Raw genomic sequence first — 15,979 nt, 5'->3', positions numbered from 1 at the left:
GATAAGTCCTCTGACCTTCAGCCATCAGGTTCTTAGAGCTTTGAGTTATGAGTTCTGAGTCCTGAGTTTTTATTTAGAACTCAAAACCCAAAACTCATTACTGTAATAAGAGCTGATTTTTAGCCCAGTGAAAGAATTCGTGCGTGGAAGAACGCCCAGGTAGTAGCAATTCCTCCCAATAGGTAGTGAGCCACACCAACAGCCCGACCTTGAATGATGCTCAGAGCACGGGGCTGAATTGCTGGTGCTACTTTCAGTTTATTATGTGCCCAGACAATCGACTCAATCAGTTCTTGCCAGTAGCCACGACCGCTGAACAGGAACATTAAGCTGAATGCCCAGATAAAGTGAGCTCCCAAGAAGAGCAGACCATAAGCTGAGAGTGCGCTACCGTAAGAGTTTATCACTTGTACTGCTTGTGCCCACAAGAAGTCACGCAACCAACCATTAATGGTGAGAGCGCTTTGGGCAAAGTTACCACCAGTGATATGAGACACAGTACCATCTGCGTCCACAGTTCCCCAGACATCCGATTGCATCTTCCAACTAAAGTGGAAAATTACAATTGAAATGGAGTTATACATCCAGAACAAACCAAGGAACACATGGTCCCAACCAGATACCTGACAGGTACCGCCACGACCTGGACCATCGCAGGGGAAGCGGAATCCTAGGTTCATCTTGTCTGGAATCAGACGAGAACTACGGGCAAACAGGAAACCTTTGACCAGAATCAGAACGGTGACGTGAATCGTGAAGGCGTGAATATGGTGAACCAAGAAGTCCGCCGTACCTAGTGTGATGGGCATCATTGCCACTTTGCCGCCTACAGCCAAAACACCACCGCCAAAGGCGTAGCTAACTGGTTCTAGTGCATTGGGTGCTGTTGTACCTGGTGCTACAGTGTGTATGTTTTGTATCCACTGAGCAAACACTGGTTGCAGCTGAATTGCGGTATCAGAGAACATATCTTGGGGACGACCCAAGGCACGCATCGTGTCGTTGTGGATATACAGTCCAAAGCTGTGGAAGCCCAGGAACATAGATACCCAGTTCAGATGAGAAACTATTGCGTCTCTGTGGCGAATGACCCGATCCAGCACGTTGTTCCGGTTTACCACTGGATCGTAATCCCGCACCATGAATATTGTTGCGTGAGCCGCTCCACCAACGATCAGGAAGGCACCAATCCACATATGGTGAGTGAAGATGCAGAGTTGGGTAGCGTAATCTGTCGCCAAGTACGGATACGGAGGCATCGCGTACATATGGTGGGCGATGATGATAGTCAAGGAACCCAAGAAAGCAAGGTTAGTTCCTAACTGAGCGTGCCAGGAGGTGGTCAAGTTTTCGTAGAGACCTCTGTGACCATCACCAGTGAAGGGACCTTTATGGTTTTCAAGAATCTCTTTGATGCTGTGACCAATACCCCAGTTGGTACGGTACATATGACCAGCAACGATGAACAGTACCGCGATCGCCAAGTGGTGATGGGCATTGTCTGTGAGCCACAACCCACCTGTGACTGAGTTCAGACCACCTTTGAAGGTGAGGAAGTCTGAATAAACACCCCAGTTCAAGGTGAAGAAAGGCGCTATACCGTTGGCAAAGCTGGGATACAGCTCGATCAACAAGTCTTTGTTCAAAATGAACTCGTGGGGCAACGGTATATCTTTTACAGCCACTCCTGCATCCAACAGCTTATTAGTAGGTGCGGATACGTGGATGATGTGACCTGCCCAACCCAATGAGCCACAACCTAGCAATACTGCTAAGTGGTGATTGAGCATGGACTCGACATTTTGGAACCATTCCAGCTTAGGAGCGCGCTTATGGTAGTGGAACCAGCCGGCAAACAAGAATAAGCCTGCTAATACCAGACCACCAATGGCAGTGCAGTACAGTTGGAATGAGTTCGTAATACCCCAACCACGCCATATTTGGAACAAGCCGGACGTGATTTGAATACCGTGGAAACCGCCACCGACATCTCCATTCAAAATGTCTTGACCAACGATTGGCCAAACAACTTGAGCGCTTGGCTTGATATTGAGGGGGTCGCTCAGCCAAGCTTCATAGTTTGAAAAGCGAGCGCCGTGGAATATCATCCCGCTCAGCCAAATGGTCACTACAGCTAAGTGACCAAAGTGTGCTGCGAATATCTTGCGGGATATGTCTTCTAAATCGCTTGTATGTGTATCAAAGTCGTGGGCGAGCGCGTGTAGGTTCCAAATCCATGTTGTCGTTTTTGGACCTTTGGCTAGAACTCTGTCGAAATGCCCTGGTTTTCCCCATCGTTCAAATGAAGTGGGTACTGGGTCGTTATCGACTATGACTCTTGCCTTTTTCTCCTCTCGCTCTGGAGGACTAATTGTCATTCGACCTCCTCTCTTTATCAGGATTGAGGAATCATTGAACACCACCTAAGTATCTTTCGGGTTTGAGTTCACCTTAGTCGCCTCTTCCAGAAACAGATGACCGGAGCTGCGACGAAGACCTTTTTGTGGTTATTGGTTTCTCGTTGAATTATAAAGGCTTCTGTTGTACATGGTTACAGATCTTTTAACAATAATTCAAAATCGCGAAATCAATTGCCTCATCTGCTTTTTACAGCAAAAACGTTGGGCAAAAAGTCAATAGTCTATTTATTTATTTTACAAATGGTAACAATTCTTCAAATAAATGCTTATACCACAAAACTCTCTTTTTTCAGTATTTTTTCCGAAAATTAATATCATTTCATACAATTAATCAAGAAAACGCTTACTATAAATGATGAAAAGTTCATGAAAAAAAGTTAAAAACTTAATGTAGTAAAAATGACATTTTTATATTTGGACACGATCTACGAATAAATCTCCTTTTGGGCTATAGTGTCCAGTGGACAGTTTGAGCCAAAATTATTCAGTCAGTCGTAGTAGGAGTATCACTGGGTGAAACGCATGAACTTGTGGCAAAAGACCGCAACTGCTATGCTCAGATTGCTGATGGCATCAGTGCTGATATTAAGTTTGACCAGTTGTGGAGAGAAAGCCGTTAGCCAGGAACCGTATGGCAGCTTGCAAGAAAAAGCCCAGCTTTCAAAGCAAATCTCAGAAGTTTCCCCTCCAGCAACAATCCAAGAACTGCGCTCAGTCTTGGAAGTTTATCAGCCACAAGTAACAATAGTGACTCCTAAACAGGATGAAATCCTTCAAGACGACACAGTCACTGTTCGCTTTCAGGTAAAAGACTTACCTATATATAAAGATCCAAAACTAGAGCTTGGTCCTCATTTACACGTCATTCTCGATAATGAACCATTAATAGCTGTATATAACCTAAATAATCCCCTGGTTTTGCCAGACTTGTCACCAGGTACTCATACCCTGCGTGTTTTTGCTTCTCGTCCTTGGGACGAAAGCTTTAAAAATGAAGGTGCTTACGCTCAAACAAAATTTCACGTCGTCACCAAAACTGACGACAACAACCCCGATCCAGCCAAGCCACTATTAACATACAGTCGTCCCAAAGGCAGCTACGGTGCAGAACCAATTTTACTGGACTTTTACCTCACTAACGCTCCATTGCATCTAGTTGCTAAAGAAAATCCCGATGACGACATCGCAGATTGGCGCATTCGCTGCACAATTAATGATGAAAGCTTTGTTTTAGACCGCTGGCAATCCGTTTACCTCAAAGGTTTTAAACCAGGTAAAAATTGGGTAAAACTTGAGTTTCTCGACGAACAGGGAAACCCTGTAAAAAATGTCTTCAACAGCACAGTAAGACTGATTACCTATGAACCCAATGGGAAAGACACTTTATCTAAAATTGTCAGAGGAGAACTCTCCGCAGACCAAGTTCGCAGCATTGTAGACAAGAATTATATTACTGAAATTCCAACTGCTGAACCGACACCCACCCCAACCTTAACGCCCAGCGTTAAACAAACACCTCAAACACAACCCGTCCCTGAACCGACACCTACCCCAACCTTAACGCCCAGCGTTAAACAAACACCTCAAACGCAACCCGTCCCTGATGAACCGACACCCACCCCAACCTTAACGCCCAGCGTTAAACAAACACCTCAAACACAACTAAAGGAAGAAAAACAGTCTGTTCCTGAATCTGAACCAGTACCTCAAACACAGCCAGAAAAACCCAAATCAGGAGGATTTTTTAATCGCTTCCAGCGTGGGACAGATAAAATACCTACTCCACAACCAACAGTTGAACCAACTCCTAGCTTGTCTCCCACTTTGCCAGAGGTTATTGAGACTCCACAACCAGAACCTGAGTTAACGCCCGTACCAGAAAAAGTTGCTCCTCAGCCACAAGGACTATCGAGATTAAGTCGCTATTTCAATCGTCAGCTATACAAAAGACCAACTCCAGAAGCACCAGTAGAAACAACACCTGACTCATCTTCAACCTTACCGGAGATTATTAAGTCTCCTACACCAGAAACAATTGTGCCGCAACCACAAACCACACCCGAACCCAAATTAGAGGTAACGCCTACACCCGAAAACCAAAGCGAGGAAATCCAAAAGGCACAATAATTTCAAGTTTTGGATTGCTACCCAAAGATACTCAACTGTAAAGCTTGGGATAAAGCTTCAACAAAGGCGATCGCCCCTACAGAATTACCTGTACTATCCAAAGCAGGACTGTAGCAAGCAACAGCTCCTTCACCTGGAACTATCGCCAACAGTGCGCCACTGATACCTGATTTCATTGGCAAACCAATCTCTAAAGCATACTGGGAAGAAGCTTTATACAACCCACAAGTTAACATCAGCGAGTTGACAATACGGCGATGCTGCGGTTGGATCAATTCGCTGTCACACGCCAAAAGCAAACCCAGACGGGCTAAATCTTCCACTTGACTAGAAATACAGCATATTTGTTCATAAGTGTCAAGGGCTACGTCTTGATTCTTTACAGAACCTGCTTTTGTAAGATATTGCGTAATGGCTTGATTAGCTTGGGAGTCACTTGAGCGCACAGAAGCGAGCATCACTTCATCCAACTTGAGGTGACAACCAGTAAGTTGGTTTAGCCAATTACACAATTCGTGAGTGCGATCGCCCTTTGGGCGGCTCCCTGCTGGCGATGCTCCAGCATCTTTTCCTGGTAACTTATCGGCAAGGGTAATTGCCCCACTGTTAATCATAGGATTACGAGGTCGTCCATTGTCAGCGATTAGTTGTTCTAAAGAATTGAAGGGAGCATCCGATGGCTCAAATCCAACCCACTGAAAAACTGTTTCTGCTCCTACAAGTTCAAGAAGATACAAAAGCGAAAACGGCTTAATCACGCTCATGAGAGGGAAAACACAATCCGTATTGCCTTGGCTATAAGTTTCTCCTGAAGCACAGCAGATGTGAACCGCAAATAAATCGGGATTAGCCAAAGCTAATTGAGGAATACGCTCAGCAACTTGTCCTTGATTTGCTAATAATTTGGCTTGTTGCACCCAAGTTGATAACTGAGTAGTCGTTAGTGTTTTTAATCCAACCATTACTGCTACTGTGTTATGCAATTTCTAAATACTGTAAAACAGTCATTTTTGAATTTATCATTTTGCGAATTTTGAATTATTTATGATTCCGCGTGTCAGAGCACCAGAATTACCGCAAAATTATCCTTGGCTGAATGTTGACAAACCTTTGTCTCTTCGAGAACTCAGGGGTAGAGTTGTCATTTTAGATTTTTGGACATATTGTTGTATCAACTGCTTGCATATCTTGCCAACTTTGAAATATCTCGAACAAAAGTATAAAGATAGGCTGACAGTTATTGGCGTACACAGTGCCAAATTTGACAATGAAAAGGAAACAGAGAATATCCGCCAAGCTATCTTGCGCTACAACATTGAACATCCAGTTTTAGTAGATAGTGGATTTCGAGTTTGGCAAGAATATGCTGTGCGGGCTTGGCCCACTTTGATGATAATTGATCCACAAGGTTACGTAATTAGTTATGTGTCTGGTGAAGGGAATAAAGATGTTTTAGACGAACTCATTCAAAAGTTAGTTAGCCAACACCAAGAAAAAGGCACGATTAATTTACAAGAACTCAACCTGACTTTAGAAAAACAACGAGAACCATTAATCACACCTCTAGCTTTTCCTGGTAAAGTCCTGGCGACACAAGCAGGTTTGTTCATTGCTGACTCTGGACATCATCGCATTGTCATGAGTAGCTTTGATGGGGAAATTATACATTTAATTGGGACTGGACAATCTGGGTTAACCGATGGTTCTTTTAGTCAAGCTCAGTTTTTCGCACCCCAGGGAATGGTATTTGATCAACAAAATCAAATTTTATACGTTGCGGATACAGAAAATCATGCTCTGCGGCGAGTTGACTTGAAAAACAAAGTGGTAGAAACGATCGCGGGAACAGGTGAACAAAGCCGTAATATTCGTCCTCACTCTGGTAGTGCACGAAAAACAGCACTGAATTCTCCTTGGGATTTACAGCTATGTGAAAATAGGTTGTATATCGCAATGGCTGGTCCTCATCAAATTTGGGAAATGGACTTAGAAACTAGCATGGTTCAAACTTATGCTGGTACTGGTGCAGAAGCTTGTGTAGATGGTGCACTGACTGAATCTACTTTTGCTCAACCTAGTGGTATTACCACTGATGGACAAGAATTATATATCGCCGACAGTGAAGTTAGCTCAATTCGTGGCGTGGGACTGGTTGAACCACGACAAGTAAGAACCGTTTGCGGTAGTGGTGATTTGTTTGGCTTTGGTGACGTTGATGGACAAGGTTTCGATGTCAGGTTACAGCACTGCTTAGGAGTAGAATACGCCGAGAATCAGTTATGGGTAGCTGATACTTACAACCACAAAATTAAACTCGTTAACCCCCACACTGGCGATTGTCAAACAATTTTGGGTGATGGTTCCGTTGGTTTAGAAGACGGAGAAGGTAAAAATACCCGCTTTTCTGAACCTTCCGGACTGAGTGTGATGGGTTCTGATTTGTTTATTGCTGATACGAATAACCATGCTATCCGTCGCGTAGATTTGGATACCTTAACAGTGACAACATTAAAATTTCCTAATTTGTGCGCCCCAGATGTATGTGTTCCACATGAGTCATAAGTTGGTGGTGAGGACTTTAGTCCTTACTACAAATAAGTTTTTACAAGTAATTTTAATAACATGATATCAGTCATTTTTTGAATAAAAAAACCACATAAACACACAGATATACACAGAGAAATTAAAAGCAAGGACTAATATCACGTCCGGATGAAAACTTATAAAACCAAGAACCTCACCCCCGTCCCCTCTCCTTACTAAGGAGAGGGGTGCCCGAAGGGCGGGGTGAGGTTTTTTTATTGTAAGTAATTAACCCAACTTGATATAAAGTTTTTTTTGAGGTCATGAAATTGGCAGAATCTACTATGAAGTCAGGTTAACTTATGAGGTGAAATGACTGACTTGACGACTGAAACTTGCGTTAATTATGATTGAAAATTTTACACCAGTAGAATGTGAGGACGATGTTATACTTATAGGAAAAGATTCTTTTAAAGTCTGTAGATTAAAAGAGGTGATTGAGGAAGAAATCAGAAATAAGTTACAGCAGCATATTTATGAATACACAAGTTTATATCCTGGTGTCTCAATGGTGGAATTTTTTAGGAAACTATCTATTGGACAAAAGAAGATAAATTTAATGGAAATTCAACATAACTATGTTACAGATTGTCAGATTCTTAGAGTAGGTGGATATGGCTGGCAAAAAGGACAACTGAAAATGAAGATATGTATATCAGTTATCAACCATAGTCAAAATGAATTAAGTTTAGAATTCTGCCCTGATGAACCGACTGAGCAAGAATCTTTAATGGATGAAATTTGTAAAATCATACAATCGGAAACATAATTAGTAGGGGTAGATAATGACCACTGTATAAATGTGCTTTAAGAGGATGTCTCTTGAAGTAAGAAAGCCCACGTAACAGTATCCTGTCGTTAAAACAAATACTTAAGTAGCGACAGCATTACGAGAACCATGATTCCTATGTCCCTTCGAGACACGCGCTCGTCGCAAAGCGTCCCGTTGAGGGACGCTTTAAAGTTAAAGGAGTATTGTATGAAAAATGTGATTTAATACCAAGTTGCAATCAAAAGTATCACCTGTGATTGCGAGTGAAACGAAGTGGAACGAAGCAATCTCCCCTAAAGCGCTACTACAACAGAACGCAACTTGGTATAAGCAAGAAACTTATGACTACTATCCTACACATTACTCAACGAAAACAATGGGAGCAAGGCAAACTCCTCGGAACATACGAAGGTGATACCCTCGACTCTGAAGGCTTTATCCACTGTTCAACGCCAACACAAATTATAAAAGTCGCAAATACATTTTTTCCCAATCAAAAAGGATTGGTACTCCTTTTGATCAACTCTGATAAAGTTCACGCTGCAATTCGCTATGAAGGTGTAGAAGGAGAACTATTTCCTCATATCTACGGTGCTTTGAATGTTGATGCTGTCTTCAAGGTGATCGATTTTGAACCTGGTGAAAATGGCTTGTTTATATTGCCAAAAAATATTTGAATGGAATAAACCGCCAAGGACGCCAAGGAAGAGAGGAGGAGAGATGAAAGGTAAGGAGTTGAATGTAGGCGAGTATGTGGATTTGATGGCTTTGTTGTTGGATTTGGAATTGAGGGATGAATATCGAGATGGGGTGATGGCGAATTTTGAGAGAATTATGGCGATCGCTCAAGTTGTAAATGAGTTTCCCTTACCTGAGACAATTGAAGCTGCGCCTGTTTTTGAACCATGAATTTAGAACAAGCTGATGCTGTTGCAGTAGCGGCTGCTGTGCGAGAAGGTAAAGTGAGTGCAGTGGAAGTTACCAAAGCTGCTTTACAAAGAATTGCCGGGCGGGATAATGAACTCAATTGTTTTACAACTGTCACTGCTGAGACTGCTTTGACAGATGCAGAACGAATTGATAGAGAAATTGCCCAAGGTAAAAATCCTGGTTGTTTGGCTGGTGTCCCTTTCGCTGTCAAAAATCTTTTTGATATCGCTGGCTTAACCACTCTGGCTGGTGCAAAAATCAACGGGGAAAATCCTCCAGCAACTCAGGATGCAACAGCAGTTACAAGGTTGAAGCAAGCGGGTGCTGTTCTTGTAGGCGCTTTAAATATGGATGAGTACGCCTATGGATTTGTGACGGAAAATTTCCATTATGGTATTACACATAATCCGCATGATTTAAAGCGCATAGCTGGTGGTTCATCGGGTGGATCGGCGGCGGCGATCGCAGCTAACTTGGTTCCACTGACGCTAGGTTCTGATACGAATGGTTCCATTCGCGTTCCTGCTGCTTTGTGTGGTGTTTTTGGTTTGAAGCCGACTTATGGACGGTTGTCACGTGCTGGAGTAGCATTATTTTCCAGCAGTTTAGACCACATTGGACCATTTGCCCGTTCGGTACGGGATATTGCTACGGCGTTTGATGTGCTTCAGGGGGAAGATGAGAGAGATCCAGTTTGTACAAAACGTCCTCCCCAACCATGTTTACCACTGCTGAATCAAGATATTACTGATTTACGAATTGCCATTGTAGGTGATTATTTTACAAAAGGTGCAAGTCCTGAAGCATTAGAAGCTGTACAAAAAGTTGCTGATGCTTTGGGTGTTACCCAGTATGTCACAATTCCTGAAGCACATCGCGCCCGTGCAGCAGCGTTTGTGATCACAGCTTGTGAGGGGGCAAATTTGCATTTGGAAAAATTGCGATCGCGTCCCCAAGATTTTGATCCAGCGATGCGCGATCGCTTTCTTGCTGGTGCTTTGATACCTAATAGCTGGTACATTCAAGCACAACGCTTTCGGAGATGGTATAGAGATCAAGTCCGAGAAATCTTTCAAAAGGTAGATGTTATTCTTGCTCCAACTACACCAATTTCTGCACCACTTATTGGTCAACAAACCATGTTTTTAGATGGAGAAGAAATTCTTGTCCGTCCTCATCTTGGGCTATTTACGCTACCACTATCTTTCATCGGCTTACCCGTTTTATCAGTCCCAATTCAACGTATAAGCAATCTACCATTGGGCGTACAGTTAATAGCTGCACCTTATAACGAAACCCTAATTCTGAGTGTTGCAGCGGTGCTAGAAGCAAAGGATGTCATATCGGCACTAACCGTTGAGCTGCCTGAGTGTGGCACTGTAAGCACAATTTAGCAGTACTTCATCAATAACGCCTGTTTTCTATTGGCAAGTAGACTCACGATTGTTGTGTACCTTCCTTTGCTCTAACCACCAGATAACAGTCACTAGAATTATCGAGGCGATCGCAATCAGTGCTGTGACGCGAAAAGTAGTATCAAAGCCAAAAACTAGACCTTCAACAGGTGCATTTGTCACATCGGTGTTAGGTGCAAGATCAGCGCTAGCTATAGTCAAAGTAGAAAACAGAACGCCCATTAAAGACACTCCTGTCGTCAGCCCTAATGACCGCGACAAGGACAACAATCCCGAAGCGATACCTAACCGTTCTCTGGGTACGGCTCCCATCACGGCGCTATTGTTGGAGGAAAAAAACATTTCTAGCCCTAACCTCAGGGGTAGAACGCGTACAACAAAGCCCAACGCCAGCGAAGATGTGTCCAAGGTGCTAATAGTCCAGCACCCAAATACCATCAACAATAGCCCAATCAAGCTGATGATACGTTCGCCGAAGCGGTCAGACAGAGTGCCTGCCAGGGGTGCCATGAGCGCTGATGACATAGGCAACACCGTCAGCAAGAACCCCGCTAGCTGTGGGGGATAGTGCTTAATCAAGTCGAGAAAGAAAGGTAAAAGCAATTGTAGAGCGCCGATGATGATAAACACCATCCAACCCAACAATAAGCTCAGGCTAAACTCCAGGGAGCGAAACATCTCCAAGTCGAGTATCGGCTCTGATACGCGGGACTCTACCACTAAAAAGCACCCTAAACCGACAGCAGCCACTACCAGTACTATCAGTTCTGTCAATGAGTCAAAGCTGGAATTTTGTAACTGAGTTACAGCGATTGTCAAGCAGGTTAGTGTTACTGTCATCAGCACTGCTCCAATGACATCAAACTTGGAAACGTTAGATGCAACCTCTTTGCTATCAGAAGATGGTACAGCGAAAGCAACTATCAAGCAGGCAATCAGACCAATTGGTACATTCATCCAGAAGATGAAACGCCAGCCCACAAAACCAATCAGCAGTCCTCCGATCCCAGGTCCAAGGGCAATTCCTAGTGTGAATATCCCGTTGAGAATGCCTAGCGCACGTCCGCGTTCCTCTTTTGGAAACACCTCCGTAATAATCGCCGTTCCCAATGCTGACATAAAGACAGCACCGAGTCCTTGCAGCGTCCGAAAGACGAGCAAAAAGTTTACTGTTGGTGCGAATCCACACAGCAGTGAGCTGATGGTGAACAGGATAAGTCCACCCAGGTACAGCCACTTCTTGTTGTACATATCGCCCAATCGCGCTGCACCCAGTACAAAAACAGTAAGCGTTAGCACATAACTTATAGCAATCCATTGAATCATGGCAAAGTTGGTATTGAACAATTCAACCAACATCGGAAGGGCAAGATTGACAATGTAGATCTCCAAGCCAAATAGGAACATACCAATTCCAACACCGAGCAGCGTCCACCATTTTCCAGAATCTCTAGGCTCATTAGTTGGCTCATTCGGTTGTTCTTCCTGGATTTTTGCTGTTGCTACCATAGCTTTTACTCTGAGCGTTGACCGAATTTTTCAGATATTATTATATGGAAGAATGAAATTTTTTTTGAATAGTAAAAATTATACACGGTTGAGCGTAATCAGCTACTCCACCAAACCGTGCTTAATTGCAAATCGCACTAATTCTGCTCGGTTACTAGTTAAAGTTTTCTTAGTAAACTGCTCACGTACTTTTCCACAGTTCTTGGACTTAGATGCAAGTGCTGGTCCATTTCAGCATTAGAAACACCATGAGTCAATAGTTCCAGAACTTGTTGCTTTCTGGGAGTTAACTCAGAGAACATCTCGGGTTTTTGAATACCAGTCATATCAGAGTTATTCGTGTCAGGCGATTTTGTGGGAGTATGAGTGACTAAATTTTCTTGATGAGGAAATCCTTACTCTGATTGAATAATTTGCGATCGCCGAAGGCGGCTCCTGCTGGAGCATCGCGTCCCCAAGATTTTGATCCAGCAACACGCGATCGCTTTCTTGCTGGTGCTTTGATACCTGGTAGCTGTCCAGACTTTTAGAAGCGGTTGTTCACTCAACCATTATCTTTCAAGAAACACATTTTGAAACCCTTATCTAGCAATGGTTTTAGAGATTTAAGGAAAATGTGTTTCTTTCAGATTTCACTTGCGGTATGCCGCTAGTCGGAGGATCACATCTTGCACCAAGAAAAGTTGATTGAATTTTTACACTCAGTACGAAGCCTCAAGCCCTTATTCTTACGAAAAAAAATAAGAAAAACCGTGTCACTTTCTTGCGCTGCTTTTAACGAAATCCGGGCTTATACGGTTAGGTGCAAGATCTGAGTTATCTTTTATCGGCTTACCTGTTTTATCAGTTCCAATTGTGCGCCCAAATGGTTTACCTCTGGGTGTACAATTGATAGCTGCACCCTACAATGAAGCGTTCATATTACGAGTAGCATCCGTATTGGAAGCAAAGGGTCTACTATGTGTGTGATTCAATGGCATGATCAAAAGAGTTATTGTCTTCTGACTCTGCCTGTTCCCTTTTTATGAGATGCTCTCTACCTTGCTCTGTAATTTGTAAATAATCTTTCAAGTTACCATTTTCTGGCATTGAGGAAATCGTTTTATTCGGTAAATTTTCAATAAAACCTAATGCACGTAAATGCCGCAATTCCTGTACAAAAGGACGCTGCTTTTTGTAAGAAAATGGTTCATCACTTGCTAACTTACGGAGATGCTTTAATTCATAGCTACCAAGCAGACTACTAACAATGAGTTGATTTTGATTTTTACTCTTAGCCATTTCCTGTTCTACGAAAGTCAGACGTTGGACGATATTTGTAGTTGCTTCAATATTTGCTTTATTGGTTTCAATCTTAACTTGTTGGCTGTCTTGTTCAGCTTTGATTTTGTCAAGATCAAATGTTATTCCATCTTTACTGATAACTAACTTGACTAATCTTTCCAAAAGTTCTGAATTAACTAATAAGATAATGGCAAAAATTATCACATCTGCCGTCTCTAATTTTTGCTTGACCCACCCAAGTGGAATCGCTATAAAATAAAGTAAACTAAGAAAACTAATAATTTTTAAAAACCAAAAATTAAGTTTAGTTTCATTGTTAGCTTTCTGGTTTGTCCCATTCATAAACTGCTCACCTTAAATACTGTTCTCGCCAATGTTACTTTTTAATACAAAGCTTGAACCAGAGATTCCAGAATCAAATGACTCATTGCTCATACCATAACTTTCCCAACAGATAAAAGTATTTAAGGTGGGCAATACAATATTTACTATTTCTGTACGCCTTCTGCGCCTAAAGCGGTTTGATGGGTGGACAATACCCACTCTACAACTCATATAAATCTTTCAACTTATAGTTTCTGTTACTATTTGGGTGACAAGCTTAAACCTCCACGCAAATCACTGGAAGCTAGCAAACCGACAAGCTAAGATAGTTCAGGTTATCAAGAAAAAATCGCGGAATGATAGAAACTCAAGCGCGATTAGCTACTCCACCAAACCATGCTTAATCGCAAAACGCACTAATTCTGCTCGGTTACTAGTTAAAGTTTTTCTTAATAAACTGCTCACGTACTTTTCCACAGTTCTTGAACTCAGATGCAATTGCTGGCCCATTTCAGCATTAGAAAGACCATGAGTCAATAGTTCCAGAACTTGTTGCTCTCTGGGAGTTAACTCAGAGAACATCTCGGGTTTTTGAATACCAGTCACATCAGAGTTATTGGTGTCAGGCGATTTTGTGGGAGTATGAGTGACTAAATTTTCTTGATGATAAAATCCGTACTCTGATTGAATAATTTGCGATCGCTCTAAAAGATTGCGAATTGCTGCAGCCAACTCTTCTAGTTCAAAAGGTTTGGGCAAGTACAAATCGCATCCCGATTGATAGCCTAGAATTCTTTCCTGAGTCTTGGTTCTCGCTGTTAGTAATATTACAGGTAACAATCGGAACCCTGGTTGTTGACGCACTCGCCTCACTAAGTCATATCCATTCATTCGTGGCATGATGATGTCAGTGACAATCAAGTCAGGATGATGCTCCTCCACGATTGTCAAAGCCTCTTGACCATCATCCGCTGTCATTACTGAGTAGCCAGACAGTTCAAGATAATCGCTGATAGATAGACGAGTGCCCAGGTCGTCATCTACTATGAGGATCGTCAAGGGCATGGACAGTAGACCCCTAAGATTTTTTTGTCTTGAGTTTGTTTTTATAAGCACTATAAGTAAACACAGGTAATAATAGTACTCTTATTTTTCATACTATGACAGGATTACCAATAGATAACTACCATTAAGTTAATTTCTAAAGTTAATATTAAATCCCTCTTAAGGTTAATAAGTTAAAGTCACCATTAACTGCTTACTTTAAATATTATATACTGCTGTATTATTTGTTACATCTTTGCAAAAAAATCGGATTGAATAGAATCTGAGTTGAAAAATTTAGACATGGTAAGGTTAATCAACGATTGAACCCAACAGAAACGATAAAAATCTATTTCTAAGTGCTTTGAATGTTGTAGATAAGAGGAAGTTCCATTTTGTGATTTCTTCCTTGCGTGTAAACAAAGCTATGACCAATATCTCTCTACAATTTACTCACGACATCTATAATTGAATTTGATTTGTCATTCAAAGCACACTTGGACAAGAGATTATGACAGGAAAAGGACAGGGATTTGGCTTTGGCTTGGGAAAAATGAGAGAACTGGCTGATGCCTTTAAAAAAGCGCAGCAAGTTCAAGAAGGCGCAAAGCGACTCCAAGAAGAATTGGAACAAATGGAAATTCAAGGAGAAGCTGGCGGTGGTTTAGTCAAGGTTGTTGTTAGCGGTAACCAAGAACCGAAGCGAGTGGAAATCTCTCCAAACGCAGTACAGGAAGGAGCAGAAGTCCTTTCCGATCTCGTAACAGCAGCAATGAAAGACGCTTACAACAAATCTACTGCAACAATGCGCGAACGCATGGAAGAATTAACTAGTGGGCTAGAACTTCCAGGATTGTAGTCATCAGTGAGCATAAGCTTTGCTGAGGACTTCCTAACAGAGGCGACTAACCCCAGAGCGCAGCCTCTTGTGGAGGAGATACCCCAAGGGTCATGAGTTATTTGTCATTAGCATAACACTAATGACAAAAACAAAGAACAGTGAATATTTATGCCCTACAAGCTGCTGTTTGTCTGTTTAGGAAACATCTGCCGCTCGCCAGCGGCAGAAAATATAATGAACCATCTGATTTCGCAGGCTGGGTTGAGTGAACGCATTGTTTGTGACTCTGCTGGGACATCAAGCTATCACACCGGTAGTCCACCTGATCCACGCATGAGTTTTGCTGCACAACAAAAGCTGCAAATTAAACTGCTCGGAAAAGCACGCCAATTTCAAAAGTCTGATTTTGAAAACTTTGATTTGATTTTGGCGATGGATCAAGATAACTATGAGGACATCCTTTCTCTTGACCCAGCTAGAAAGTACCGCCACAAAGTACACTTAATATGTGACTTTTGCTCTAGGCATAACCTTAAGGAAGTTCCAGATCCATACTACGGTGGTTCAGAGGGATTTAATCGGGTGATTGACTTACTTGTCGATGCTTGTGAAGGTCTACTCAAGCACGTTTCTAGTCAAGATTCTGGCTTGTAATACAAATGTAGTTAAGGAAAGAAGTCAATCAATTTTGGATTTAGGATTTTAGATTTTGGATTAACTCCACCCTAAA

At 42.3% G+C, this 15,979-nt stretch carries 14 protein-coding genes and 2 pseudogenes; 10 read left to right on the top strand and 6 right to left on the bottom strand.

Going from position 1 to position 15,979, the window contains the following annotated elements:
• Positions 1–119 precede the first annotated feature (119 nt).
• Positions 120–2,378: a photosystem I core protein PsaA gene (gene psaA / locus AC5JM2_RS09895; protein WP_495834720.1), complete on the bottom strand. Its 2,259-nt coding sequence runs from the start codon at positions 2,376–2,378 to the stop codon at positions 120–122.
• A gap of 564 nt (positions 2,379–2,942) precedes the next feature.
• On the opposite strand from psaA, the gene AC5JM2_RS09890 reads away from it, so the two are divergent.
• Positions 2,943–4,547, top strand: a complete 1,605-nt coding sequence (locus AC5JM2_RS09890; RefSeq protein WP_495834719.1) for a hypothetical protein — start codon at positions 2,943–2,945, stop codon at positions 4,545–4,547.
• A 17-nt stretch (positions 4,548–4,564) separates the two neighbouring features.
• Here the strand turns inward: AC5JM2_RS09890 and AC5JM2_RS09885 are convergent, their stop codons facing one another.
• Complete coding sequence (locus AC5JM2_RS09885) at positions 4,565–5,509, bottom strand: glutaminase (protein WP_495834718.1); 945 nt, start codon at positions 5,507–5,509, stop codon at positions 4,565–4,567.
• 82 nt (positions 5,510–5,591) lie between these two features.
• Here AC5JM2_RS09885 and AC5JM2_RS09880 point away from each other — a divergent pair, with 82 nt between their 5' ends.
• The 5 genes from AC5JM2_RS09880 (at position 5,592) to AC5JM2_RS09860 (ending at position 10,226) form a co-directional block, all read left to right on the top strand.
• On the top strand, positions 5,592–7,109 hold the full coding sequence (locus AC5JM2_RS09880) for a thioredoxin-like domain-containing protein (protein ID WP_495834717.1): 1,518 nt from the start codon (positions 5,592–5,594) through the stop codon (positions 7,107–7,109).
• Between the two features lie 367 nt (positions 7,110–7,476).
• Positions 7,477–7,899: a KGK domain-containing protein gene (locus tag AC5JM2_RS09875; protein ID WP_495834716.1), complete on the top strand. Its 423-nt coding sequence runs from the start codon at positions 7,477–7,479 to the stop codon at positions 7,897–7,899.
• Positions 7,900–8,243: 344 nt separating this feature from the next.
• Positions 8,244–8,579, top strand: a complete 336-nt coding sequence (locus AC5JM2_RS09870; protein ID WP_495834715.1) for a DUF952 domain-containing protein — start codon at positions 8,244–8,246, stop codon at positions 8,577–8,579.
• A 43-nt stretch (positions 8,580–8,622) separates the two neighbouring features.
• Positions 8,623–8,811: a DUF4089 domain-containing protein gene (locus tag AC5JM2_RS09865; RefSeq protein WP_495834714.1), complete on the top strand. Its 189-nt coding sequence runs from the start codon at positions 8,623–8,625 to the stop codon at positions 8,809–8,811.
• A complete protein-coding gene (locus tag AC5JM2_RS09860) occupies positions 8,808–10,226 on the top strand; it encodes an AtzE family amidohydrolase (protein ID WP_495834713.1) in 1,419 nt (472 codons plus the stop codon). Before AC5JM2_RS09865 ends, AC5JM2_RS09860 begins: the two co-directional genes overlap by 4 nt.
• A gap of 27 nt (positions 10,227–10,253) precedes the next feature.
• Here AC5JM2_RS09860 and AC5JM2_RS09855 read toward each other — a convergent pair whose 3' ends face one another.
• On the bottom strand, positions 10,254–11,756 hold the full coding sequence (locus AC5JM2_RS09855) for an MFS transporter (RefSeq protein ID WP_495834712.1): 1,503 nt from the start codon (positions 11,754–11,756) through the stop codon (positions 10,254–10,256).
• Positions 11,757–11,858: 102 nt separating this feature from the next.
• Positions 11,859–12,193: pseudogene (locus AC5JM2_RS09850) on the bottom strand (LuxR C-terminal-related transcriptional regulator); the annotation flags it as partial.
• Here AC5JM2_RS09850 and AC5JM2_RS09845 point away from each other — a divergent pair.
• Positions 12,161–12,286, top strand: coding sequence for a hypothetical protein (locus tag AC5JM2_RS09845; RefSeq protein ID WP_495834743.1), 126 nt, complete (start codon positions 12,161–12,163; stop codon positions 12,284–12,286). The pseudogene AC5JM2_RS09850 and the gene AC5JM2_RS09845 sit on opposite strands and share 33 nt — an antisense overlap.
• A gap of 286 nt (positions 12,287–12,572) precedes the next feature.
• Positions 12,573–12,725, top strand: a pseudogene (locus AC5JM2_RS09840) (AtzE family amidohydrolase); the annotation flags it as partial.
• On the opposite strand, the gene AC5JM2_RS09835 reads toward AC5JM2_RS09840, so the two are convergent.
• The gene (locus tag AC5JM2_RS09835; RefSeq protein WP_495834711.1) at positions 12,714–13,382 is read right to left on the bottom strand and encodes a hypothetical protein; all 669 of its coding nucleotides are present in this window, start codon (positions 13,380–13,382) and stop codon (positions 12,714–12,716) included. The pseudogene AC5JM2_RS09840 and the gene AC5JM2_RS09835 sit on opposite strands and share 12 nt — an antisense overlap.
• A 363-nt stretch (positions 13,383–13,745) precedes the next feature.
• The gene (locus AC5JM2_RS09830; protein ID WP_495834710.1) at positions 13,746–14,429 is read right to left on the bottom strand and encodes a response regulator transcription factor; all 684 of its coding nucleotides are present in this window, start codon (positions 14,427–14,429) and stop codon (positions 13,746–13,748) included.
• A 490-nt stretch (positions 14,430–14,919) separates the two neighbouring features.
• Here AC5JM2_RS09830 and AC5JM2_RS09825 point away from each other — a divergent pair, with 490 nt between their 5' ends.
• Positions 14,920–15,267 (top strand): YbaB/EbfC family nucleoid-associated protein, encoded by a 348-nt coding sequence (locus AC5JM2_RS09825; protein ID WP_495834709.1) that lies wholly within the window; start codon positions 14,920–14,922, stop codon positions 15,265–15,267.
• A gap of 150 nt (positions 15,268–15,417) precedes the next feature.
• Positions 15,418–15,903: a low molecular weight protein-tyrosine-phosphatase gene (locus tag AC5JM2_RS09820; protein ID WP_495834708.1), complete on the top strand. Its 486-nt coding sequence runs from the start codon at positions 15,418–15,420 to the stop codon at positions 15,901–15,903.
• Positions 15,904–15,979: the final 76 nt, after the last annotated feature.

The sequence above is a fragment of the Brasilonema angustatum genome, assembly GCF_059505445.1.
Note: the sequence above shows the minus strand (reverse complement) of the source record. Positions and strands in the feature narration are given on the sequence as shown.